29 protein-coding genes are annotated in these 25241 nt (G+C 32.8%); 11 read left to right on the forward strand and 18 right to left on the reverse strand.

From position 1 onward, the window contains the following. Positions 1-80: 80 nt before the first annotated feature. From MK119_RS00580 to MK119_RS00590, 3 genes are all read right to left on the reverse strand, one after another. Positions 81-1472 (reverse strand): flotillin family protein, encoded by a 1392-nt coding sequence (locus MK119_RS00580; protein WP_290669913.1) that lies wholly within the window; start codon positions 1470-1472, stop codon positions 81-83. A 68-nt stretch (positions 1473-1540) separates the two neighbouring features. Then, positions 1541-2122, reverse strand: coding sequence for a hypothetical protein (locus MK119_RS00585; RefSeq protein ID WP_290669467.1), 582 nt, complete (start codon positions 2120-2122; stop codon positions 1541-1543). A 41-nt stretch (positions 2123-2163) separates the two neighbouring features. Beyond that, complete coding sequence (locus MK119_RS00590) at positions 2164-3321, reverse strand: beta-ketoacyl synthase N-terminal-like domain-containing protein (protein ID WP_290669915.1); 1158 nt, start codon at positions 3319-3321, stop codon at positions 2164-2166. A 158-nt stretch (positions 3322-3479) separates the two neighbouring features. Here MK119_RS00590 and MK119_RS00595 point away from each other — a divergent pair, with 158 nt between their 5' ends. Together MK119_RS00595 and MK119_RS00600 are read left to right on the forward strand one after the other, a co-directional pair. Then, positions 3480-5138 (forward strand): helix-turn-helix domain-containing protein, encoded by a 1659-nt coding sequence (locus tag MK119_RS00595; protein WP_290669470.1) that lies wholly within the window; start codon positions 3480-3482, stop codon positions 5136-5138. 112 nt (positions 5139-5250) lie between these two features. Beyond that, positions 5251-5508, forward strand: a complete 258-nt coding sequence (locus MK119_RS00600) for a hypothetical protein (RefSeq protein WP_290669473.1) — start codon at positions 5251-5253, stop codon at positions 5506-5508. A gap of 65 nt (positions 5509-5573) precedes the next feature. Here the strand turns inward: MK119_RS00600 and MK119_RS00605 are convergent, their stop codons facing one another. Then, positions 5574-5792 (reverse strand): hypothetical protein, encoded by a 219-nt coding sequence (locus MK119_RS00605; RefSeq protein WP_290669476.1) that lies wholly within the window; start codon positions 5790-5792, stop codon positions 5574-5576. A gap of 198 nt (positions 5793-5990) precedes the next feature. On the opposite strand from MK119_RS00605, the gene MK119_RS00610 reads away from it, so the two are divergent. The 4 genes from MK119_RS00610 to MK119_RS00625 all read left to right on the forward strand — a co-directional run bounded on the left by MK119_RS00610 (position 5991) and on the right by MK119_RS00625 (position 8026). Beyond that, on the forward strand, positions 5991-6503 hold the full coding sequence (locus MK119_RS00610; RefSeq protein ID WP_290669479.1) for a hypothetical protein: 513 nt from the start codon (positions 5991-5993) through the stop codon (positions 6501-6503). A gap of 93 nt (positions 6504-6596) precedes the next feature. Then, entirely contained in the window at positions 6597-6752 is a 156-nt protein-coding gene (locus MK119_RS00615) for a hypothetical protein (RefSeq protein ID WP_290669482.1), read from the forward strand. Between the two features lie 39 nt (positions 6753-6791). Then, positions 6792-7349, forward strand: a complete 558-nt coding sequence (locus MK119_RS00620; protein WP_290669485.1) for a tetratricopeptide repeat protein — start codon at positions 6792-6794, stop codon at positions 7347-7349. 458 nt (positions 7350-7807) lie between these two features. After that, the gene (locus tag MK119_RS00625) at positions 7808-8026 is read left to right on the forward strand and encodes a hypothetical protein (protein WP_290669488.1); all 219 of its coding nucleotides are present in this window, start codon (positions 7808-7810) and stop codon (positions 8024-8026) included. Positions 8027-8145: 119 nt separating this feature from the next. On the opposite strand, the gene MK119_RS00630 is transcribed toward MK119_RS00625, so the two are convergent. After that, positions 8146-8313, reverse strand: a complete 168-nt coding sequence (locus MK119_RS00630; protein ID WP_290669491.1) for a hypothetical protein — start codon at positions 8311-8313, stop codon at positions 8146-8148. Positions 8314-8544: 231 nt separating this feature from the next. Here MK119_RS00630 and MK119_RS00635 point away from each other — a divergent pair, with 231 nt between their 5' ends. Next, positions 8545-8742 (forward strand): hypothetical protein, encoded by a 198-nt coding sequence (locus MK119_RS00635; RefSeq protein WP_290669494.1) that lies wholly within the window; start codon positions 8545-8547, stop codon positions 8740-8742. 90 nt (positions 8743-8832) lie between these two features. Here the strand turns inward: MK119_RS00635 and MK119_RS00640 are convergent, their stop codons facing one another. The 13 genes from MK119_RS00640 to atpD all read right to left on the reverse strand — a co-directional run bounded on the left by MK119_RS00640 (position 8833) and on the right by atpD (position 19304). Then, the gene (locus MK119_RS00640) at positions 8833-9072 is read right to left on the reverse strand and encodes a hypothetical protein (protein ID WP_290669497.1); all 240 of its coding nucleotides are present in this window, start codon (positions 9070-9072) and stop codon (positions 8833-8835) included. 250 nt (positions 9073-9322) lie between these two features. Continuing rightward, complete coding sequence (gene bioA, locus MK119_RS00645) at positions 9323-10588, reverse strand: adenosylmethionine--8-amino-7-oxononanoate transaminase (protein ID WP_290669500.1); 1266 nt, start codon at positions 10586-10588, stop codon at positions 9323-9325. Continuing rightward, entirely contained in the window at positions 10588-11199 is a 612-nt protein-coding gene (bioD, locus tag MK119_RS00650; protein WP_290669503.1) for a dethiobiotin synthase, read from the reverse strand. The genes bioA and bioD overlap by 1 nt, the downstream gene beginning before the upstream one ends. Beyond that, a complete protein-coding gene (locus tag MK119_RS00655) occupies positions 11199-11588 on the reverse strand; it encodes a DUF2007 domain-containing protein (RefSeq protein WP_290669506.1) in 390 nt (129 codons plus the stop codon). The genes bioD and MK119_RS00655 overlap by 1 nt, the downstream gene beginning before the upstream one ends. Continuing rightward, a complete protein-coding gene (locus tag MK119_RS00660; RefSeq protein ID WP_290669510.1) occupies positions 11564-12721 on the reverse strand; it encodes a pyridoxal phosphate-dependent aminotransferase family protein in 1158 nt (385 codons plus the stop codon). Before MK119_RS00660 ends, MK119_RS00655 begins: the two co-directional genes overlap by 25 nt. Before the next feature lie 262 nt (positions 12722-12983). Next, positions 12984-13616, reverse strand: coding sequence for an ElyC/SanA/YdcF family protein (locus MK119_RS00665; protein WP_290669513.1), 633 nt, complete (start codon positions 13614-13616; stop codon positions 12984-12986). Positions 13617-13722: 106 nt separating this feature from the next. Then, positions 13723-13956, reverse strand: a complete 234-nt coding sequence (locus MK119_RS00670) for a hypothetical protein (protein WP_290669516.1) — start codon at positions 13954-13956, stop codon at positions 13723-13725. A gap of 163 nt (positions 13957-14119) precedes the next feature. Continuing rightward, on the reverse strand, positions 14120-14431 hold the full coding sequence (locus tag MK119_RS00675) for a hypothetical protein (protein ID WP_290669519.1): 312 nt from the start codon (positions 14429-14431) through the stop codon (positions 14120-14122). A 660-nt stretch (positions 14432-15091) separates the two neighbouring features. After that, positions 15092-15247: a hypothetical protein gene (locus MK119_RS00680; protein ID WP_290669522.1), complete on the reverse strand. Its 156-nt coding sequence runs from the start codon at positions 15245-15247 to the stop codon at positions 15092-15094. 254 nt (positions 15248-15501) lie between these two features. Next, complete coding sequence (locus tag MK119_RS00685) at positions 15502-16224, reverse strand: hypothetical protein (RefSeq protein WP_290669526.1); 723 nt, start codon at positions 16222-16224, stop codon at positions 15502-15504. A gap of 602 nt (positions 16225-16826) precedes the next feature. After that, positions 16827-17138 (reverse strand): hypothetical protein, encoded by a 312-nt coding sequence (locus MK119_RS00690; protein WP_290669529.1) that lies wholly within the window; start codon positions 17136-17138, stop codon positions 16827-16829. Between the two features lie 299 nt (positions 17139-17437). Further along, on the reverse strand, positions 17438-17713 hold the full coding sequence (locus tag MK119_RS00695) for a F0F1 ATP synthase subunit epsilon (RefSeq protein WP_290669532.1): 276 nt from the start codon (positions 17711-17713) through the stop codon (positions 17438-17440). Positions 17714-17795: 82 nt separating this feature from the next. Continuing rightward, a complete protein-coding gene (gene atpD, locus MK119_RS00700; protein ID WP_290669535.1) occupies positions 17796-19304 on the reverse strand; it encodes a F0F1 ATP synthase subunit beta in 1509 nt (502 codons plus the stop codon). 375 nt (positions 19305-19679) lie between these two features. Between atpD and MK119_RS00705 the strand changes: the two genes are divergently transcribed. The 4 genes from MK119_RS00705 to MK119_RS00720 all read left to right on the forward strand — a co-directional run bounded on the left by MK119_RS00705 (position 19680) and on the right by MK119_RS00720 (position 24598). Beyond that, complete coding sequence (locus MK119_RS00705; RefSeq protein ID WP_290669538.1) at positions 19680-20246, forward strand: sigma-70 family RNA polymerase sigma factor; 567 nt, start codon at positions 19680-19682, stop codon at positions 20244-20246. Next, on the forward strand, positions 20243-21037 hold the full coding sequence (locus tag MK119_RS00710; protein WP_290669543.1) for a hypothetical protein: 795 nt from the start codon (positions 20243-20245) through the stop codon (positions 21035-21037). Before MK119_RS00705 ends, MK119_RS00710 begins: the two co-directional genes overlap by 4 nt. Before the next feature lie 4 nt (positions 21038-21041). Beyond that, a complete protein-coding gene (locus tag MK119_RS00715) occupies positions 21042-24152 on the forward strand; it encodes a CHAT domain-containing tetratricopeptide repeat protein (RefSeq protein ID WP_290669546.1) in 3111 nt (1036 codons plus the stop codon). A gap of 263 nt (positions 24153-24415) precedes the next feature. After that, positions 24416-24598, forward strand: coding sequence for a hypothetical protein (locus tag MK119_RS00720; protein WP_290669549.1), 183 nt, complete (start codon positions 24416-24418; stop codon positions 24596-24598). Positions 24599-25241 lie beyond the last annotated feature (643 nt).

Genomic DNA, 25241 nt, shown 5'->3' on the forward strand with positions numbered 1-25241 from the left:
TTTAGTTAAAAAGTATAAAATATAGCTCATAAAAAAAATCCGCACGATGGCGGATTTTTAGTGATTGTACGATTGTATTTTTATTCTACTGTTTCAACATCTGTTGTATCAGAAGTCGTTCCTACTTCCGTAATATCTTTACCTTTTAGATATTCTGGTAATTCCATTCCTGCCATGTTGAACATTTCTTGTAATGGCGGAACTGCTTTGTACATTCCTGAGATAAAGTTAGAGGTAGATGTTTTTCCATCTTTGCCTCCGCCACCATTTTCCCAAACGGTTACTTTATCAATTTTGATATTTTTAATTGCTTCTGCTTGTGTTTTTACCAATTCAGGCAATTTATCAGCAATTAACAATAAAACAGCATCTTTTGCATCATCTCCAGCAGCTTTTACAATTTGATCTAAACCTTGTGCTTGTTTCGTTAAGACTTCATATAAACCTTGTGCTTCAGCTTGTGCTTTGAATAAGATCGCATCTGCTTCACCTTTTGCTTTTCTACGGATTCGCTCTGCTTCCGCTTCTGCATCAATTTCTACTTTTCGCTTGTCAATTTCTGCTGGTACAATAACGTCTGCTTGTTGCGATGAACGTTCTCTTTCTGCTCTCGCCATTTCTGCTTCGCGCTCCGCTGCATAAGACTCTTCTAAAGCTTTTGCTGCTTGTACTTTCTCCGAAGCTATCGCCACACGTTCTGCTTCTGCCTCTCGCTGTCTACGTAACGAATCAGAGTTGGCAACTTCAATTTTTGCTTTGTTTTCTCCATCAACAGCTTTTGCATTTGCGGCTGCTACTTGTGTACGCTCATCTTGCGATGCATTTGCTTCACCAATAGCACCATCTCTGTTTTTCTCTGCAACGGATTTACGAGCTGCGTTGATTGCGTGTGCTGCGGCTTCTTTACCAAGTGCTTCAATATATCCTGATTCGTCAACAATATCTGTAATGTTTACATTGATCAGTTTTAAACCTACTTTCTTTAATTCAGATTCAACACTTTCGGAGATGTTTGATAAGAATTTATCTCTGTCGGAGTTAATTTCTTCAATATCCATCGAAGCTACTACCAAACGTAATTGTCCAAAAATGATTTCCTGTGCTAACTCTTGAATTTCATTTTGTCCTAATCCCAGTAAACGTTCTGCTGCATTTTGCATTACACCCGGTTCAGTAGAGATACCAATGGTAAATCGTGAAGGTACATTGACACGAATATTCTGCTTACTTAAGGCATTTACTAAATTTACTTCTATAGAAATTGGAGTTAAATCTAAGTATTCAAAATCTTGGATTACTGGCATGATAAATGCCGCACCACCATGAATACATTTTGCAGATTTTCCTCCGCCAACTTTTCCATAAACTACAAGAATTCTATCCGAAGGACAACGTTTGTAACGACGTATAAATACTGTAATTATTAAAAAAATGAAGAGTACTATTGCTGCAACTAAAATTAACGAAGGCATACTTTCGAGCAGTGTACCTTCCTCACCACCAAGCTGCGTCTGCAATAAGAGAAGTGTTTTTGTCATAATTATTTTTTATTTATTGGTTGAACGATTAATATTCCAGTTCCTGTAATTTCTTTTACTTCTACTACAGTTCCTGTTTTAAGTGTTTCATCACTATCCGCAAGTGCATCTAATTCGCGTAAAGCTCCTTGAACATTGACATGAACTTTCCCTATTTTAGAACGATTGGCTCCAATAGTTAAATAAACTTCACCGACATTTCCGATTGCATTTTCTAACTTAAGCGTACCGCTACTTACTAGTTTATTGATATAATAAATAAGTGCTGCCATTACTGCCATCATTGCTAATCCAGCTAGTGTCGATATTAAAAGTGTTACACCTTTTCCGTAACCTGCATTGATACACGAAATTCCTGCCCAACTGAATATGGTAAAGAATGCCACTAGGTTTTTGAATGTAAAAAATTGAAATCCAATTCCTGTATCTGCTTCAATATCTGCATCTACATCACCATCTACGCCATCTGCATCACCTATCAAAAATGTAGTAATGAGTACAAATACGAAAATTGTTGATGATATTGCAGCGATAATCCAATACGCTTTTTCAAAAGCGGTTAATGCTGAAAACCAATCTCCCATAGTATACGGTTTTAATGTGTTATTTTAATCTCTGTTGAATTTTAGTCTTTGCATAGCAATACTGAAACAGCATTTCCTCCAAATCCGACCGCATTAACCAAAATTTTGTTTAGTTTTTGCGGAATATTTCTTTCGTCAAGATACGGAATTGATATGAATTGTTGTTGCTGTATCATGAGAATTGCTAATTCTACACTTAACATTCCTGAAGCTCCAAAAGTGTGGCCTATTTTCCATTTATTAGTAGTCAAACTCGGCATTTTGTTACAAAATATTTTTTTGATGGCTTGATATTCTGCCAAATCACCTTTTATAGTTCCAGGTGCATGAAGCACCACAGCATCAACTTCTTCTGGCGAATGTCCTTGTAATGCCAAACGCATTGATTTTTCAAAACAGATGCCTTCTGCCGATATGGACGTATTGTGTTTTAAAATTTCTGTAGCATAACCAATTCCTCTAATTTTTGCCAAAGCATGTTGCTTTTCTCCCTTTTCTAAACAGATAGAAGCCGCACCTTCACCCAAAATCATAGTGTTTCGCTTTTTTTCTAAATCCAATGACAAGCACGGATAGTCAGCTTCCTTTTTCGCATAAATATGCAATGCTTGCATCTGTGCAATGGTAAAAGGTGTTAAAGGTGCTTCACTTCCTCCTACTACAAATTTTTTTGCCATTCCTGACTGCAGCCAAGCAATGCCATTTAACAATGCGTGCAATGCCGTAGAACAGGTAATGGAATGTGATATTTGTGGTCCAGTCGTTTGCAAATCGTGTGCAACCCAAGACGAAATATTTCCGAGTGTTGTTGTTGGTGAACTTAAGGTTTGTGTGTGTTGATTTTCTAGGAAATCTTTGTGATATTTTTCAAAGAGTGTCGTTGCTCCTCTAGAGGAACCTATGTTGATTCCAAAATCATTGTCATCATTCCAACCTGCGTTTTCAACAGCAATTCGTGTAGCTAGTATTGCATATAATACACTATCATCTAGGTTTTTATATTTTGAATTGGAGTTTTTTAACGCTTCAACAGTACCTTTAGCCACTGCAGATAGTGGTGCTGTATACACCTTTTTATTGTGAATTGTGTATGTGTGAAAACCATGTGTGCTTTCGGTGTAGTGTTTCCAAATTTCAGCTTGTGCAATTCCCAAAGGAGATACTGAACCTAAGCCTGTTATAGAAATACAATCATGCATCATAATCAAATAAATTGAGACTGCTAATATCGTAAGAAATCAGTAATCTCAACTTCTTTTTCTATTTTTGATTTATTAAAATTCCCTTACTAATTTTTCATCTCTAAAATAGAATGCATTTTTTACATTTAAAATTCACTTATGTTGTTGTTTTATGTATGCTAATAATCGTTCCTGCTTTTGGTCAAGTTGATACTTCTTTTCCTCAAAAAGAACTTACAGCACAATCAAAATTTATAGAAAAACATCAAGGTTCAAAAGTAGATATAGAAGCGTATATAGAAACCTATCTTGCATCAGCCATACAGGCAAAAAATGCGAATCACGAAGCAAAAGCATATTATTATTTATGCCGATTGCATCGTAAAAAGAAAAATGCAGAACGCGCACATTATTTTATTGATAAAGCAATTTCTATTGCAAAACAAAAGAATGACTCGTATAGTTTAGGGCTTTTTTTACATAGAAAGGGAACTGTTTTTTATGCAACTGCTAAAAACGAACAAGCGTTAAAATATTACTTAAAAGCCTATGAATACTTACATACAAAGGAAACTCCGGTAGAAAAATTATTAAACTTACGATATGATATTGCAACGATAAAACTTAAAGCCAAACATTATAGTGAAGCTTTAACACGGTTTAAAAGTATTGCGAAATCATACGATTCTCTTTTTAAGCGACCTAACAATGCTGGTAAACATCATAAACCTTTTGTAAGTGTGTTAGCTACTTTGGCTGATACCTATACAGAGCAAGGCTTTTTGAAAGAAGCTATGGATGCTTACGAAAAAGCACTACATATTAGCATTACTTTTGATTATACATTTGGCACCTACGTCTCATTAGGTGGAAAAGGAAAAGTATTAAATCACCAAAAAGAATACGATAAAGCCTTAACAGTTATTAATGAGTCAATCCAAATGGCAACAACTGACACGCTTGCTAAAGGCGTAATTCCTTTTTTATATGCGCATAAAGGAGAAAGCTATTTTGGGTTGAAAGAATACAAAAATGCGATTCTAAATTTCAAAAAAACAGATTCCATCGTCAAAGCTGATAACTTGAATTTTATAGAGTTAGATTATGTATTAAAACTCATAGCTGCTAGTTATCGGGCATTAGAAGATTATGAAAAATCCTCCTTCTATTTTTATGCACATGCTGATAAAAGTGATTTGAATGAGAAGGAACGTATCAAATTACGCGAAACTATTTTTAATGATTTTGAGTTAAATAACATCTCCAAAGAACTAGAAACGATAAAAGAAGAAAAAGGTGTATTTAAAAACTGGTTTTATTTTAGTGTATTCATTATTCTTTGTGTAAGTATCATATTTGTGATTACGGTTTTTTATTACAAACGAAAACAACGGAATACTAAAGAAAAATTTGACAAACTTATCGCTTCTATTTCCACTAAAGAAGTAGCTAAAAGCAATAAAAAGAATTTTGTCATTTCAGATGAAACTTCTCAAGAAATTCTTGAAAAGTTAGATGATTTTGAGACCTCTCTAGCATTTTTAGACAACAAATACAATCTGGCCATTTTGGCAAAACAATGCAACACAAATTCTAATTATTTATCTAAAATTATTAATCATCATAAGCAAAAGTCGTTTTCTCAATATTTGACTGATTTGCGAATAAATTATATCATAAGAGAATTAAAAAATAATAAAAAATTACGGGCTTATACGATACAAGCAATTGCTGAAGAAATTGGTTTCAATAAAGCTGAAGCCTTTTCAAAAGCGTTTAAAAAGAAAACAGGTTTCAATCCTTCTTATTATATAAAAAACCTTGAAACTATTTGATTTTACTCGTATTTCAGTTCCCGTTTTTCATGAAAACAGCGTTGTCTTTTTTTGAATCATTCGAAAAATAAGATACTTTTCAATTCGAAAAAAATAATATAAATCTGATTTTATGAAGAAAAAAAAGAAAAGTTTATTGTCGCTAAACAAAGTACGTATTCATAATTTAAATCAACTGTCCAACATCATTGGCGGACTAGATGATGCTACTAAAGATTGTGAAACATATCAAGAAGATGTTTGTATATGCGAAGAAACCTTGAGCTGTAGAAGTAGTGCGTATGCGCCTCCAACTGGCTTTGACGATTCATTAAATCCTATGAATACTTCAACACAAACCAATGGTTTGCCTGGAAATGATTGTTGTTAACACTTAATAAGTACAGTTTTGTAAAAGGCGCTCAAATGAGCGCCTTTTTTTATGTTCAAATTCTATTAAAGACAATAGATAAAAGAAAAACAAACTGGATCGTTTGCAACATCTAAAGTGGCACAATTTTCTGTGTCTTTTGGGTCTCCACAAAGACAAGAAGCCGTTTCGCAATCTGTATCTACGGAAGCATTAATTGTTGGACCTTGATTCCAATATCCACCTTTAAGGTTTGCTACTTTAGCTTTTTTTAAACTCAACTTTGCTAATTTTTGTTTTTTCATAATTATAAGCGTTTGATTTTACAATGCTCCAAAACTATTGTCTAATAGCTGCGTTTACAACCTACTATACACGCATTTCTTGAAAAACGAGTTTTGTTTTCACGAAAAACGTGTGGTAGAATATTGATGAATTCTTCGAACGCTTTTTGTTTTTTGATTACTTTTAAAAACCGCATACATTAAATTAACAATATCGACATGGCTGTAAGCCACAAACGATTCTTTTATATATTTTTTCTACTTTCCTATGCTATTGGGTTTTCATCCAATGATTCCCTTGCAGTTTTTAAAGAGAAGAATCTTTCACAACAATATGTATATCTTAAAGAGCATTTGAATGCTGCTAGAGATATTGAAAAGTATATCGCAGCATTTTCAACAAAAGCAAATGCTCAAAAAGACACCAATTATATTGCGCAATCCTATTATTTTAAACACCGAATTCATAGAAAATCAAAATCATATGCAGAAGCACATTTGGCCATTGACAAGGGTATTTTATTTGCTCAACGTAATAAACAAGATTCACTAGTAGCGTCATTTTTTCATGCAAAAGGCGCTACTTTTTATATTCAATCTAACTACGAAAATGCATTAGATTATTATATACAAGCCTATGATTTGATGCGTACAAAAGGTGCTATTGAGAATCGATTGACCTTAGAGTTTGATATTGCCACCATTAAACTTAAAGTTGGGAAAACCAAATAAGCATTGCGTGAGTTTGATAAGATTATACACTCATACGATTCGCTGCTGAACATCAAACCTGATTCCCAATTTTTAAAGGTTCGCTGTATTAAAATGCTCAATAATACGGCAAAATCGCAAACAAATGTAGCTATGTATGAAAAGGCAATTGAATTGTATTCCAAAGGTCTATTATTGAATGAAACCACCAATTATCTATCGGGACAATGTATCGCTATTGGCGGAAAAGGAAATGTTTATACTGCTTAAAAAAAGTATCAAAAAGCACTTCTTACGTTAGAAGAAGCATTGGCAATTTCTACTAATAATGATGAACTGCACTTGATTACTCCTTTTTTATTACTAGATAAAGGGAAATGCTTATTTGGCTTAAAAAAATATAAAGAAGCATTGAAGAATCTTGAAGAAACCGATCGAATTATACGCGATAAACAACTGAATCTTATTGGTTTATACGAAACCTATCAGTTTCTTGCCAAAACATATGTACAATTAGGAAATCATGAAAAGGCTACCGAAGTATATGATCTGTATATCGAACGTAAAAACTTAAACACGGACAAACGTTTTGAATTGTATAAAACCATATTTGAAGGATATGATTTAAAAAATGTTGAATATCGTGCCGAGAAAGCCAAGAAAGAATCCAATTTGTTTAAAAGTTATTTTTCACAAGCCATCATTGCTATTGTAGTACTTTTGATTATAGCAATTAGCTTCTTTCTGTATCATAGAAATCAACAGAAGCAGAAGTTAGCAAAGTTTCATACAGTTATTGATACATTGAAAACTAAAGAGGTTTCAAAAGATACAACTCCATCGAAAGGCTATGTACTATCTGACTAAAAAGCAGCAAAAATACTAGAGGTTTTAGAAAAATTAGAAGCAAAATTTTTTTTCCTCGATAAGAAATAGAATTTGTCTACACTTGCAAAAAAATGCAATACCAATTCCTGCTATTTATCACAAGTCATCAATAAATATAAAGGAAAAACATTTTCAGAATATATGACTGATATGCGCATTTCATACGTTTTAAAAGCTTTAAAAACGACAAAAAGTTACGTTCGTATACCATTCAGTCTATCACAGAAGAAATTGGTTTTAAGAAGTCAGAATCGTTTGCAAAAGCGTTTAAGAAGCGAACTGGACTCAATCCGTCTTATTATATAAAAAACCTTGAAAACATCTAGTTTTCAGCATATTATTTAATAGCTATTTTTATAAAAATCGATTATTAACATTCGGATTTTTGTATGAAATTAACGGACTTATTAGTAGCATTAATCTTTAAAACGAATATTATGAAACGTACATTTTACAAAAAATTAGCTTTACAAAAAATTACTATCGCTCATCGTTTGTATGGTGGAAGCGCATCACCAAATACAGAGTCATCTCCTACACAATCAAGTACTTTCCACGAACCAACGGAAGTACCTACAGATTTTCCAGAAATTGATAAAACCGGTGAATCACAAAACACGACCTTAATTATTGGTAATCAACAATCGTGTGTGTAGTTATTTATCACTAAAAAATCAAAAAGCGAACATTTCTGTTCGCTTTTCTTATAACTTTATTATGCACAAACTTGCACTGATAAGCATATATTTGGAATTTCACCATAACAATACGAAAGTTAAATGGTTGGTCTTGTACAACCTTCCGTATAAGTTGCAACAATAGAAGGTCCTGTTACTACACAATCTTTTGAATAACACGCACCGTGTTCTGATTGTACTGGACATGGATACTCTTTTGTTACATTAGTTCCACCAACAATACCAGATGATTGCAAATTGGACACACGATTTTTTTTTAGACTTAATTTTCAGTTTATATTCTTTTTTTTCATGATGAATATATTTTTGATTAATAATGATACTAAGTTAGAAGGCTTTTTAGGCGAACACAAGCTATTACTAGCGACTTTCATAAAAATAGATCACGATTTTTATGAAAATAGATGTTAAGTATCGGGAATATTTTTAGGAATTAGTGTTCTTCATACCGTTAAATTATTTTTAAAAAGATCAATATGAAGAGTATAGCTAACAAAAAATTAGTTTTAAAAAAAGTAACTACTTCAACACACCAAATTTTTGGAGCTTCTAATGCAAATCCAAGCCAAGATGATAATACCGATAGCGAAACACTTTCGAGTGCATTTCATGATCCAACAGAATCTCAAATAAACCCCAGAGTTTTAAGTCAAAATGCAGAGATTTGCTTGTAAGACTTCTTATATTTTTAACGTATATAAAGAGCGAACCCAAAAAGGTTTGCTTTTTTAATAAATGTAATCCAACGATTAAGGTGACATACATTATGCACAAGCTTGTACTGATTGGCAACCTTGTGGTACACCGTTATTACAGTATGAAAGTTCTATCGTGGCTCTAGTACATCTATCTGCGCAGGTTACTGCTTCAGTAGCATCAGTTACTCCTCCTCCACAATTGTTTTGGCTTGTCGTACGACCAGGTTCACATGTAGCTAAATTTACAGAGATTGTTGTAAAGTGTGGAAATGAACCACCATTAATGTTTGCTAAGTTTGAAATCATACTTTTGTTAAGTCTCAACGTTGTTAAGTTCTTTTTTTCATTGTGATAAATTTTGATTTAATAATGCGTCAAAACTAGATTTGATTTCGTACTGACACAAGGCAGTATTTGCCGTTTTTATGAAAATCTATCACGTTTTTATCAAAACAGATAGTGTTATCTATTCATTTTTTTAAAAAATAGAAGTTTAAATATCAACATTTTACATCTTAAAAATAACTAATGAGAATTGTTTCGGTTAGATTCTTAACTATAATGCATCTAGCGTTTCTCGAATGGCCTGATATATTTGTTGCAATTGCACATCTGTAGTGATATATGGTGCTAATATATAGATGGTATTTCCTAGAGGGCGCAGACAAACACCTTTGCTCATAAACGAATTGAACAATTTGTCACGTAAATTTCCATATCGTTCCATTTCAATGTTAAGATCGAGTGCAAAAATTTGCCCTTGTTGTCGGGTAGATGCTACTTTTGAATGGTTTTCTATTTCTTGATTAAACTTTTTGTGCGATGCTTCTATGCGTTTCAAGTTAACTTGAATTTCTTCAGATTGCAACAATTCAATTCCCGCAACAGCGGCACTACAAGCAACTGGGTTTCCAGAATAGGTATGCCCGTGAAAGAATCCTTTTTTCATATCATCGGCATAGAAAGCATTGTATATCCTTTGACTACAACTTGTAATTGCCATGGGAACCATTCCTGAGGATAATGCTTTTGACAGACAAACAATATCTGGTTTTGTTTCTATAAAATCTGAAGCGAAATTTTTTCCTGTTTTACCAAAACCTGTCATAATTTCATCTGCGATAGTGACTACATTATGTTCTTGCGCTATTTTCAATATTTCATTGATATGTGCTGCTTTGTGTATTTGCATTGCAGCTGCACCTTGCACTAAAGGCTCGTATATAAAAGCAGCGACTTTATGTTCTGTTATTAGCTCTGTAAATACGGCTTTTACTTCCTCTAAATTTTCAGCATTTGGAACAGGAATTCGAGCTACATCAATAAAAAACTCTTCAAAAGGTCCGTTGTAGACAGATAATCCTGAAACAGACATGGCGCCAAAAGTATCTCCGTGGAAACCATTTTCTAAGGCAATGATTTTCCCTTTATGATCTCCGTTGTTGAAGTGATATTGCAATGCCATTTTTATTGCCACATCAACCGCTGTAGATCCATTGTCTGAGAAAAATAATTTTTCTTGATTTTCAGGTAGTATTTCAATGAGTTTTTCTGAAAGTTCTACCGCAGGTTTGTGCGTGAATCCTGTAAAAACTACATGATCTAAGTTTTGCATTTGTGTATGCACTTTATCTATGATGTATGGATTGCAATGTCCATATACACATGTATACCAGGAAGCAATTCCATCAATATACTCGTTGCCATTTTCGTCGTATAAAACTGCGCCTTTAGCTTTGGTGATCGCAATATGATTTGGATGCGATTTGTGCTGTGTTAATGGATGCCAAAGGTGTTTTTTATCTCTTTCTTGTAAGCTCATTATAATTTTTCTTTGAATGTTTCCGCATATTCGCGAATTACATTTTGATCAAAATACGGTTCTTCATCGATGCGTCCAATCACAGGGACATTAGTCATTTTTTTAATGATAGCTTCTGTCGTTGGATGTTCCTCTCCACTGAAAAGAATAGATACATTGAATCCTTTTTCTTTTAATAAATTCACCGTTAGTAATGTATGATTGATACTTCCTAAATAATGACGTGACACCACAATTACATGATATTCAGGTTTTATAACATCTAAAATTGTATGTAAATCATTTAACGGCACTAGAATTCCGCCTGCTCCTTCAATCACTAAATGATTGTCCGTTATTGGCTCTTGAATTTCTGCTAAATTGATCGTAAGATTGTCAATTTCTGCGGAAGCATGTGGACTCATTGGCGTATTGAGCGCATAACTATTTGGGTGAATTTTTGTGTTTTGGTTTGAAATGTATTTTTCTATTTTGTGACTGTCAGAATTGTCTAAATCTCCTGCTTGTACAGGTTTCCAGTAATCTGCTTGCAATGCTTCTGTTATGATGGCTGAAGCTACTGTTTTTCCTACTTCTGTAGAGATTCCTGTAACAAATATTTTTTTCTGCATTAGTTGTTTTTTGGTTTAAAAATTTCTCCGCAATCGATGCATTCGTAACGCTTTGGTTCTAAAAACGGAAATAGCATATAGAAGATGCTTTTTTTGAGCGGCGCAATGATGATACGGTTTTTTTCACAATTTGGACACACAATTCGATTGCCTTTCATGTCCTTTTCATATTCGCGCAATTCATTGTATAATTCAATTGATACTTCTTTATCTTGTAAATGTACTTGAAGTTTTACGCCACCAATTGCATGACTCACCATTGGATCAGTATCTATAGTATATTCATCTCTTAAAAATACTTCAATACCTTGCGATTCAAATCTTCCTTTCATTACTTGTGCTTCTGCAGTATACTCAAATGTAGCTACTGTATAGAAATCGTTTTGCATGTTTGTATTTTTTGTAAGGTGTTACTAATTGTTTTTATTTCTGCTTCTGTATTGTATGAATGCAAACAGAAACGCAAACGTTCTTTTCCTTTAGGAACTGTTGGTGATAGAATTGGTTTTACTTGAAATCCTCTTTCTTGAAGTATTTTTGCTGCGTTTTTTACATTTTCATTTCCCGAAAGGATACAACAATGAATTGCTGCGTTTCCGGGGATACAGTTGAGTTGTTTTGTGACTTCTCGAAAAATAGTTATGTTATTGCGTAAACGCTGAATTTCATTTGTGTTTAAAAGCTCTTCATACGCTATTTTGATTGTTGCAACTGCATGAGGAGACAATCCTGTAGTGTAAATTAAACTTCTTGAAAAATTGACCAGATATTTTTTTAAGGTTTCACTTCCCACAACAACTGCACCATGACAACCCAAGGCTTTTCCAAACGTGTAGGTTCTGGCAAAAACTTCATTTTCTAGATTTAATTCATGCAATAATCCTTGTCCATTTTGGCCAAAAACACCTAAAGCGTGTGCTTCATCTATTACTAGATAAACTTCTTCTTTTTTACAAAGTGCTACCAAAGCTTTCAAGTCTGGAGAATCACCATCCATGGAAAATACGGATTCCGTCACCACATATATTTCTTGATATGTTTTATTTACTTGTTTTACCTTTTGAATTCGTTCTTGTAAATCAGTAAGATTGTTATGTTTGAATTTGTATGATTTTGCATGTCCCATACCAATTCCATCACGAATAGATGCATGAATGGATTCATCATATAGTATTACATCTCCACGTTGTGGCACAGTTGAAAAGAAACCAATATTAGCATCGTATCCTGAGTTAAAAAGCAATGCTGCTTCACTGTTGTGAAATTTACATAATTGCGCTTCTACTTCTCGATATAGTTCATGGTTTCCAGATAGTAACCGCGAACCTGTAGCACCATTTTGTTGTATATTTCTATCTAGTAATAGTTGATGTGTTTTGTTAAAAATGCTTTCAGAAGTAGCAAATCCCAAATAATCATTCGAAGAAAAATCAATTCTATCTGAAGAAATAGGAAGTTCTCGCAAGCTGTTATTTTGCAAGCGACCTTTTAATTTTGCTTGTATTTTTTTGGGTGTTTTCATACATCAATCCACTTTGAATCGTGTGCTTCTGTTACGTCTAACAAATCTATTTATAGTGTTTTTGCCAATTGCTTTTCAACTTTTTAGTGCTTCTTCTTCAGAAGCGCTCGTGTAATTATAAAACAAAAGAAAGGCTGCTGTGAGTGATACAGCACAGCAAACAGCAGCAATTAGGTTCTGCCATAAGGGTCTATTTCCATGAGAAATTACGATTCTTTCATTTATAACGCAAAAATACTGATTATTCTATGGAGATTTGCTGTTAATTGATAGCTATTTTTTCACCTAGAAATTTTGGTTGCTTTCCAATGACTAAGTCAATACACATGGCGACACGCGCAAAGGTTTCTCGCACTTTTACTTTAAACCCATTGCTTCCGCCTACATCTTTTGCATTAAACCCAATGGCTTCAATTCCTTTGGCATTGGCAATTGCAATAGCTCGTTCGTTATGAAATTGTTGTGAGATGATTGTAACACTTTCTTGTTGAAATATTTCTTTGCATCGTATAACAGAATCTAAGGTTCGAAAGCCCGCATAATCTAAGAATATTTTATGCTCAGGAACTCCTTTTGTAATTAAGTCTTCTTTGAATGTTGTGGGTTCGTCATAATATTTACTTCCATTATCGCCACTTACCAATATATATTCTATTTTTCCAGCTTTGTAGAGTTGTACTGCTGCATTGATTCTGTTTGAGTAAAATAAATTGACTCTTCCGTTTTTGAGATATTTAGCGGTTCCTAGCAACAATCCGACTTTATTTTTTGGAATTTCAGAAACTTTATTGAATGTTTTCCCATTCGAACATACTTCAACATATACATTACAACTTATGATACCGACAACCAATAGTACAAGCGTCCAAGCTACTCGCTTTACCCATTTTTTCATTTGAAATTTATCTAATTTTCCCTTCATATATTAAAAAGCCCTTTCAAATTGAAAGGGCTTTCAGTTTGTTTAGTTAGCTATTTTTAAATAGTATTAATATACTGAATTAGTTTTTTAAGCTCTCTTCTTTATTGAGTTTGATACGGTTTTTCTTTATAAATGCACTAATTTGATTTACTTTATCAAGAAACAACTCTAAGAGTGCTTTTTTCCATTTTGGAAGCTTAATAGCATGCCCATTATGTGCCTTTTCAATGAAGAATTCGCAACGCATATCTTTGAATTCTGTAGTCACTGAAGAAGCTGAATTTCCATAGGTAGCTTTTTTACGCTTCACCATCTTTTTACATTCTTTCTTGTATAATGAAATCTTATCATTGTCTTCAAGACTGATCTAGTATAGCCTAAGTCATTTTCTTTTTTGCTATTGATATTTTCTAACACACCAAATGTAATATTGTTTGCATGTTGATTGATTACATAACATTTCTTTTTAGAAAATATCAATACATCTTCCTTTTTGGCTCCTTTACTACCATATCATCCATTAGTATATTGTAACGCATTAAATATATTTTGTTTACAGGAGCAATATTTGCTGTAGTAAACGATTCTTGTTTGTACGGCGTTCCAATGGTATTGGATTCATCTACAATTCCCTGATTTCTAACGATCACTGAATTGAGGTCATTATGCAAATCCATAGAAGCTCTTAAAGCAAGATCAATACCAGATGCAGGTGGTTTTTCTCCGTAGCTTCCTCCCTTACAATGTTGTGAAAATCCTTCAAAGCTTAGTAGTAAACAAAATACCATAAGGTATATTAGTTTATTTAACGTGGTTTTGGTGTGATTTATTTTATAATAAATCTTTTTTTGGTTTAATGTTAACTTAAAGTTACAAAAAATTATGAGCAAGCGAAATTATTGAGGCTGTTTTCACAAATAAGCATCTGATTCTGTATAATTTACATAAAAAAGCATCAACCTTTATTGCTTGATGCTTTCACTATTTTGTGTAATGAGTAAAGTATATGATTACAGTAAATTCACATAAGTCATTATTGTTTTCAAATCTTCATCTCTTGTTACTTTTAATTTATTTTCTTTCATAAATGCTTTTACAGCAGCTATTTTATCTCCAAAAAATTTGGCAATGCCTCTTCGTGTTCTTGACAGTTTTTAAGCATTTCCGCTTTTATTAAATTCTACGTAATACACCGTATTCATTGGCTGAAATTCGATAACAATTTCAGGAGCTGTCATCATGTATGACATATTTTTTAGACCAACTGCTAGTATTTTAGTATTCTTTTTGTGGAGAGAAACGTAATCGCTTTCCAATAAATCCACATAATAGCCTAATATGCTTTTATCTTTTCTATCGTCCGGATCTAGGATTTTATAAATAGCTCCATTTTCAGTAAAAACAATTTTATCTTAGAGACGACTTTTATTTATCCATCCCTCTTTTTCTTAACTCTTCACTTCCATTCCATCCAAAAACACATTGTAGCCTGTTTTAACTTCAGTTTCAGTTGAATCTGCACCTATTACTGGCTTAAACTCTTCATCAAAATACTGTGAACCATCTGCAATCTCAATTAGACTTTTATTTGGATTTATGTCCAAATAATGGGTTGTAATGTAGAACAATAAAAAATATAAGTGTCGGAGTATTGTTTCGTTTTAATATAATTGTTTGCTGCGAATATATATTGGATATAAATAACAGCATTACTACACAAAGACAACTGATCATTGAAAATGATCTCTTAGGTAATTGCTTTTAATTGTTAGTTTACAAACTTGTAGTTGCAATTTAACCAAAAAAAACTTAGCGAATTACATTATTTAGAATTCTATTTTATACCTAACACACTATTCTACAATGAGTTGACATATCCAATCAATTTAATCAAGTCTTTTTCTTTGGTGAGTTTGATTTTATTTTTTTTGATGAATGCCTTTACTTCTTTTTCTTTACTAGCGAATAGTTTGATTACTGATTTTTTCTTTTTAGGTAGTTTTACAGCTATTCCATTATCACCATACTCAATATAGAATTCACTTTTTTGCTTTTTGTATTTAGCAGAAGTTCCTCCTAAGTTTCCATTGTAAGCTGCTTTCTTAACTTCCACAAACTTTTTTCTATCTTTTCTGTATAGTTTAACCTTTGCTCCTTTAGTCAACTGCACATAATACCCTAGTTTTTCATCTTTTTTACTTTCGACATATTCTAGGATTTTATAAGTGACATTACCTTTATTCTGATTGATAATGTAATTTTTGTTACTCTTATTCATGATCAGTGTATCACTTTTTTGAATAACCTCCATTACATCTAAAGCTGCATTGTAACGCACCATAAATACTTTATCTATGGGAGCAATGGTTGCTGAGTTAAAACTTTCGTCATAATAAGGTGTTCCCTCGATATTAGCTGCTATTATTTTAGACATATTCTTTTGCAATATTGCTTGAGATGAAACATCATTGTGAAACATTGATGCTTGAACTGCCTGTCTAGGACTTTGGGAAAATCCTACTGTCGTTACTAAAATAACACCACAAAGTGCTATTAATTTTTTCTTTATTGTCAATTTCATTACATTTTGGTTTTATGTTTGAGTGAATTTACGAATTGAACCGTGTTCGCTCCAAATTATTAATTCTTTTTAATAAACATCAAATATTATTCCAATTTATGAAAATCAATTTTTTTAGCCTTAAAACTTGCTTTTCAATTTATATGACATCAGCCTAATTCTTTTATAGAATGTGAACCCATTTCATATAAGACACATAATATGTAATAAGGTTTAATGATGTAACTTTTAAAAATAAAAACGCATTAAACTTATGATTTGATGCTTTTTCTATTCAAAAAAGAAAACAATATTCACAATGAATTTACATGCATATTTACTGCTCTCTTTTGTTTTATTTTGATACGGTATTAGCATAAGTAATAAACTTAATAAAATCTTTTTCTTTGGTAACTTTGATTTCATTTTTTTTGATGAAAGCCTTTATTTCTTTTTCCTTACTGGCAAATAATTTGGTAACTGTCTTTTTCTTTCTTGGCAATTTTACCGCAGTTCCATTATTTCCATATTCTATGCAAAACTCACTTTTTTGTTCTTTATATTTTGCAATATTCTCTTCGATTTTACCGTAACTTGTTCGCTTTATTTCTACAAATTTCCTTCTATCTTTTCTGTATAGTTTTACTTTTTTCCCCAGTAGTCAACTGCACATAATATCCTAATTTATCTTTACTAGCACTCTCTACATGTTCTAGGATTTTATAAACAACATTTCCTTTATTTAGCTTTACAATATAGTTTTTGTTTTTCTTGTTCATAAAAAGTGTATCTCTTTTTTTAATCACTTCCATGATGTCTAAGGCTACATTGTAACGCACCATCAATATTCTATTTATCGGAATAATCGTTGCATAGTTAAAGTTTTCATCATAGTAAGGCGTGCCTTGTACAGAAAATCTATATTCCTTCCTCATGTTTTATTGTAATATGGGCTGCTTTGAAATATCATTGTGAAACATAGAGTATATTCCAGCATTTTGAGATAATGTTACTGCACTCAGTAAAATGACATAAACTTTTTTTTGACAACTAATTTCATACTATTATTGGTTTTATGTTTGACTTGACTACAGATTGAGTCATATTTTTAGGCAATGTCAAAAATCAATCCAAATGTAAAAAACATTATGATTTTTGATTAAAAAAAAAGCATCAAACAGTTTTGTTTGATGCTTTTATATATGATTATAAAATGTAATAGCTATAATTAGTATTAGTCTGCTAATACAATGACTTTATTATCTTTCATTTCAATAGTACCAGAATTAATCGCTAAGATTGTTTCTTTACCATTTTGTGTAAACTTGTCAGCGATATCTTCATCTAGAGTGATATCTCCTTGAATTTTCACACTTCCTGCACCTAGTAATGATACAATTGGTGCGTGATGGTTTAACATTTGAAACTCACCATTGATTCCTGGAACTGCTACCGAAGTAACTTCTCCACTAAATAACATCGCTTCTGGTGTAACAATTTCTAAATACATATTCTTCTAGTATTGAGTTATGAGTATTGAGTTATGAGTTGATAGTTTTCTCGCTATTCACAACTCAATTCCCTGTACTAAATTAAGCTTCTGCAAGCATTTTTTCTCCTGCTTCAATAGCGTCTTCAATCGTTCCTTTTAAGTTAAAAGCAGCTTCTGGTAAATGATCTAATTCTCCATCCATAATCATGTTGAATCCTTTGATCGTATCCTTTATATCTACTAATACTCCCGGAATTCCTGTAAATTGCTCTGCTACGTGGAAAGGCTGAGATAAGAAACGTTGTACACGACGTGCACGTCCTACCGCCATTTTATCTTCTTCAGATAATTCTTCCATACCTAAGATGGCAATAATGTCTTGTAATTCTTTATAACGTTGCAATAGCTCTTTTACTCTTTGTGCACAGTTGTAGTGCTCATCACCTAAGATATCTGCTGTCAAAATTCTTGATGTAGAATCTAATGGATCTACCGCTGGATAAATACCAAGCTCGGCAATTTTACGAGACAATACTGTTGTTGCATCTAAGTGAGCAAACGTTGTTGCTGGTGCTGGATCGGTAAGGTCATCCGCAGGTACATAAACCGCCTGTACAGATGTAATAGATCCCTTTTTAGTAGATGTAATACGTTCCTGCATCGCTCCCATTTCTGTTGCTAATGTAGGTTGGTATCCTACCGCTGATGGCATACGTCCTAAAAGTGCTGAAACCTCAGAACCTGCTTGTGTAAAACGGAAGATATTATCTACGAAGAAAAGTACATCTTTTCCTTGTCCGTCTCCTGCTCCATCACGGAAATATTCTGCAATTGTTAATCCTGATAAAGCTACACGTGCACGTGCTCCAGGAGGCTCATTCATCTGACCGAAAACGAATGTTGCTTTCGATTCTTTCATGGCTTTTTTATCTACTTTAGATAAATCCCATCCACCTTCTTCCATAGAATGCATGAAGTCATCACCATACTTGATAATTCCAGATTCTAACATCTCACGTAAAAGGTCATTTCCTTCACGAGTTCTTTCTCCTACTCCTGCGAATACTGAAAGTCCACCGTGACCTTTTGCAATATTGTTGATCAACTCCTGAATTAGTACTGTTTTACCTACTCCGGCACCTCCGAATAATCCAATTTTACCTCCTTTTGCATAAGGCTGAATCAAATCAATTACTTTAATACCTGTAAATAATACTTCTGTAGAAGTTGATAAGTCTTCAAATTTTGGTGCTTCTCTGTGGATAGATAATCCGTTTGAACCGTCTTTTGGCAATTCTCCTAATCCATCGATAGCATCTCCGATAACGTTAAATAATCGACCGTATACATCGTCGCCAATAGGCATTTTTATTGAGTCACCAGTGGTTAATACATCTGTACCTCTACTTAGACCATCTGTTGAATCCATAGAAATAGTACGTACTGTGTTTTCTCCAACATGTGACTGTACTTCTAATACTAATTTTGTACCATCTTCTTTTGCTATTTCTAAAGAATCATAAATTCTTGGAAGTTCGTTCCCAGCGCTGAATTCTACATCAACAACAGGACCTATAATTTGTGCAACTTTACCTGTAACTTTTGACATTACTTAAGTGTTTAATGTTTAGGTTATTAAATATCGAAAAACGAATTTCATATTTTATGCTAAAACATGACCGTTTTTCGCCGTGCAAAGATATATTTTTATTAATTAAAATTAGTAGTGTTTTGCAATGATTTTTAAGATTTACAAAAAAAACTTTTTGAGGTCTTTGTTTTCGTGTCCCTGGAATCGTAGTAATCACAAAAAAACTATATTTATTTCACCTTTTTGTGGTGATAATTTTCTAAATTTATTTAATATTACACCCAAATTTTAGGATTTGAAATCCTGATGCCGATAAAATAACAATAAAGTTCCCCTTTTCAATACTTGTTACCCTATCAAAAAGTAATCTTATTTAATAGCGTTATTGTTTGTATGACATCAACACAAAATGATTTTTTAAGTACTCTTTCTAAGGGAAAGGAAGAAGATATCCTTGTGTTTTACCAAAAGGTATTTCCGAAAGTGTCTCGTTTTATTGTAAGTAATAATGGCCGCGTGAGTGATGCTGAAGATATTTTTCAAAAAGCATTGCTACAAGTGATTGTTCGATACAGAAAGGAGCCTTTTGCCATTAAAACTTCTTTTGAGAACTATTTTTTTACTGTTTGTCGAAATTTGTGGCGACGCGAGTTAAATTCGTCTAAATTGAAAACACATCATTTGGATACGCTTGAAAATATAAGTGATGTTGAAGATTCGGCTTTTGCCATTGTAGAACAAGAACGTTATGAGTTGTTTTCTGAAAAACTAGCATTGTTGTCTGAGAATTGCGGAAACTTACTTTCACTGTTTTTTAAAAGAACACCTTACGTGACAATTATGCAAAAAATGGGCTATAATTCTGAAAATGTGGTAAGACAACGTATTTTTAAGTGCAAAAAGCGATTGATTGAGCTTATAAAGAAAGACCATAGGTATGATGATTTAAAAGATATATGATGGAAGACAATATATTAATTGAGCAATATTTAAAAGGTACACTGACCGATGCGCAAAAAACTGCTTTTTTGAAACGGTTGGAATCCAATGCTGTTTTTAAAGCGCAAGTACAACTTGAAGAGCAAATGTTGGCTGCGCTTGGTGAAACGTATTGGAGTTTTGCCAATAATACATCTCATGCAAGAGTTGAAGCTTACAAACAGCTATTGGAAAGCGAAGAAACACAATTAGTAAAGTCCACCATTGCAAATGCTCATAAAGCTTATAAAATTTCACAAGAGAATAAGTCAAAAGCTACGAATCCTATTTTTAAGCTACGAATCGTGGCAAGTATCGCTGCCATATTCATGATTTTGATTTCTATTTTTTGGTTTTTTAGTACTGATACTAACACCATTGATTATAAAGCGATTGCTACTAAAGCATGGAAGAAAGATGTCGGTCTAGATTTTACGGTACGAAATGGCACTGTAGATAGCACAAAAGTGAATTTAGCGAAAGCTTTACAGTTATATAAAAATAAAGAGTATTCACAAGCCATAGCTTCACTCCAAAAATATTCAAATACTTCTTCACATTACAAAGACATTTTAGTTGTACGTGCGCTGTCATATCACAAACTTCAAAAAACATCAGTTGCATTACAAACATTGGACAGCTTGAGTGCCTATACACCTAGAATTTCTCAATGGTACAAAGGATTGATTTATTTAGAAAAAAACAAACTCGAAAAAGCCGCTTTGTTTATACACATCCCCACCAAAGAAAACCAAGAAATTAAACTCAAATAAACTCATGAAGAACAGTTTTTATCTTTTTTGTGCATTTCTGCTACTAGGAATGCCCTTAAAACTACATGCTCAAAAAAACTCAACAACACAAACACAATTAAATCAAGGAAAAGAGCTTTTATTTTATGGAAAATACGATCAAGCCTCTAAGATTTTTCAAAAAATACTCATTACGGCAACTGCATCCAATAATGCTATAGAAATTGCCGCTGCTTATAATGGGCTCGCAAAAACATATACACATCAAGCCAAATTACGACAAGCACTTGACTATGCAAAAAAAGCATTGGAATATAGCGGCAAAAACAAAGAAACTGGCAAACTGCAAGAAGCGACTGCTTTGGAGAATCTTTCTGTCTTATTCGGCATATTTGGAGACTCTAAAATTGCACTTAAAAATAGTAACGAAGCTCTAGAAATTCGCAAAAAATACTTTAAAGATGATAAACTTTCCTTAGCACGTTCGCATTTTTACGTTGGACTTGCCTTGCATCGCGATAGAAAATTGAAGCTCGCTTCTAAAAAACTAGAGACCGCTTTATCCATAGACCTTGAAACATCAGTGGAGCGTACTATTTTATATGCTGATATTTATGAAACCCAAGGACATTTGTGTTACGACTTAGGTCAAATTAATAAGACACTTGCCCTTTTTGAAAAAACATTAGCATTAGCACAGAAAGTCTATCCAAAAAACAATCCATATTACGGGAAAGTATACAATAACCTCGGACTTATATATGCCACAAATAAGCGATTTAATGAGAGTTTAGAATACTACCACAAAGCGCTCAGTATCAGCATTCAAAATCATGGCCTTGACAATCATGATGAGCAAGTTCGTATTAATTTCAATATTGCAGATATCTACATGAATTTGGGTATCAAGGACAAAGCGTTTGCATATACTTACAAAACGATTGAATTGGGCACAAAGTTTTATGGTGCAGACCATCCGAAAATGCATTATCCGTATAGCATGTTAGGTACCATTTATGGTGATGAAAGAGGAATTCCAGATCTTGAAAAAGCGCTTTCTATTTGCTTAAATGCTAAGGAAGTCAATTATGTGATTGCTGGTTTTTTATATGAATATATATACAATATTTACTTTAAAGTTGAGAATTATAAGGATGCTTTGATAAATGCTGAAAAGTCATTAGAAATTCGTCGTAGGATTCACGGTTTGCAAAATGTGAACACCATTCGCACCTACAATGACATTGCAAAAACAAAAGCTCTTTTGAATGATTTTGAGAATGCATTCATTGCTAATGAAAAAGCACTCACATACAATAAGCTAATCAACACAACAAATGACAATCGCTTTTCGAATACCAATTATGTGAATAGCGAATTGCTATTGGAATCGCTAAAAACCAAAGGCGACATTTTATTTCTCCAATTTTTAAATACAAACAATGTTGCGTATTTAAGACAAAGTATTATTTTTTTTAATGAAGCGGTTTCGTTTATTGAATTAGCCAGAGAGTCGCGACAGAATCGCCAAGATAAAATTCAATTTTCTGAAATTGTAAAAACTGTATTTGCTAAAAAAATTGAGGCAGCGCTTTTACTTGAAGAAATTGAACCCACGAATAAAACTCTAGAGAATTCATTTTATGCTTCCGAAAAAAGCAAAGCGTATGTATTGCGCGAATTGTTGAGTAATGCCGAAGCAAAACGAAAGACCAATCTTCATAAGGAGATTTTAACGTTGGAAAAATCCATCAATAGAAAACTTGACATGTTGCGATCTCAAATCCTAACAGAAACGTCACAAAAAGAAGTAGACACTGTAAAATTATATGCATTACAAGGTGCATTTTTTGACGCTTCCAAGCAAAAAGATTCACTTGAAAATAGCATCGAAGCTGCAATGCCAAATTATTATAAGTTGAAATACGGAAATACGGTTATTACTATTTCCAAATTACAAGGAAAATTAAACGCCAGCACTACACTGATAGAGTTTTTTAGCACAAAGAATGCTCTATATGCTTTTATCATCTCAAAAGAAACATTCCATGTAGAAAAAATTGATGTTGATGCAGATTTGGCTAAGCTTATTTCACTTATGAATACAAGCATTATCTCAAAAGATCAAGCTACTTATGAAGTAACTGCCGAAAATTTGTATTCAGAAGTAATTGCGCCGCTTAAAAAATATTTTATAGGCGACGAACTAATTATTATTCCTGATGAATCTCTTTGGCATTTACAGTTTGATTTACTTTTAACAGGGAAAAATGAAAACAAAGAAAAGCCTGCGTATTTGTTGCACGATTACGCCATTAGTTATGCAAATTCGGCAAGTTTACTTTTTAATGAAAGTGAACCTATGCAAACTTCTAATTTCGCAAACGAATGTGTGGCGTTTTCATTTACTAGTACAGATACCATTTTAGCACAGAGCAATACCATTCGCTTGGCAGATTTAAGAAATTCACAAATTGATTTACCAGGAACACGTAAAGAGATTAAGGAAATTTCAACGATTTTAGATGGAACTTATTTTTATGGCAATATCGCTAATGAAATGAACTTTAAGAAGTACGCAAATACTTCTAGAGTGTTACATTTAGCCTTACATGGCGATATTGACAATAATAATCCAGAGAATTTGAAAATTTATTTTTCAAAAGGAAGTCCCAAAGATGATGACCAACTTTTTAGTCACGAATTGTATTCTATGCATATTCCAGCAGATTTGGTGGTTTTGAGTGCTTGCAATACAGGAAATGGTCAAGTAAGCCGAGCTGAGGGAATTCAAAGTTTAGGAAATGCATTTCAATACGCCGGAACCAAAAGTTTATTATTAAGCAGCTGGGAAATTTCAGATAAAACTACTCCAGAAATTATGCGTCAGTTCTATAAAAATCTAAAAGAAGGCATGCCAAAACACAAAGCGCTGCAAAGTGCTAAAATCGATTTTTTAGAAACATCAGACACCTTTAGTGCAATGCCTTTTTACTGGGGAAGCTTTTATATTTTAGGAAATACTGCCCCAATTCCTTTTGCTACAGCTAATTATACAATCTGGAGCATCGGGTTGACCATATTTGTGGTTATACTTTTAATTTTCATCATGGTCAAAAGAAGAAGCAGAACTTAATTTTAAAATTTATAACAACTTCAATATCAACATAATACGATTTTTATCATAAAAAAATAGAAATCTTAGGGTAATAAATTCCATTTTTTTGGAACTATGAAATGGAAGCAGTCACTGTTTTCCTTTCAATTTTTAACCAAAACTCAAAAGATAACATTAAAACCGATTATTATCTTTTTACAATATTCTTTCGCGAAGAATAGACATAAAAAGTGAGTGTCTCAAAATGTTCACTCGTTACATTACCTTTTAAATTTTATAGTATGAAAAAAAGAAAGCTAAATTCATTAAAATTAAACAAGAAATCAATTTCAGATTTAACCAAAGAGAAGAATATTGGAGGAATCAACACTGCTAATTGTGGACCTTCAAATAATGCTTGGTGTACTTATGATGACAGTTGTTTCAGCAAAGGACCTGGCTGTAGCAGATGGCAAATTTGCTAATGCATTAGCCAAACTATACTTAAGCGAACTTCGGTTCGCTTTTTTTTTATGATTTCTTCACTGTTAAACCACTCACAATCTGCACAATACACTTTTTAGGTGTGTTTTTTTAAAGAAAGTACAAAAATACTGGGTAACAAATTCCATTTTTTGGAACTATAAGTTATGAGAGATAACTGTTTTAAAACTAAAAACACATTTGTTTATACCAAATACTTACTTTCAAATAAGTATTCACAAGCTATTTATTCTTATCAAAAAGCAGGCAGTTTTTATCGTTTCTACTTTGGAGCACATACTATAATTCTCTCAAAATTTTCAACCAAAAAGATAAAAAGAATGTTCGCGCAAAGCGAATTACTACTATTCAAAAATATTTTTTCGCGAAGAATAGACACAACTGTGAGTGTCTTTAAATGTTCACTTTAAGAATTAACTATACAATTTAAATTATGAAAAAAAGAGATTTAAAATCATTAAGCCTTAACAAGAAGTCAATTTCAAATTTTGATAACAGCGAATTAGTTGGAGGAACAGGTATCACAAATATTTATGAGTGCCCATCAGCATTAGTAAAGCCTCATTGCTTTATTAAAGAATCATTCATTACAATATGTCAGTGCCCATCTAACGTATGCTAATT

Source organism: Kordia sp., assembly GCF_022447245.1.
Classification (GTDB): Bacteria; Bacteroidota; Bacteroidia; order Flavobacteriales; family Flavobacteriaceae; genus Kordia.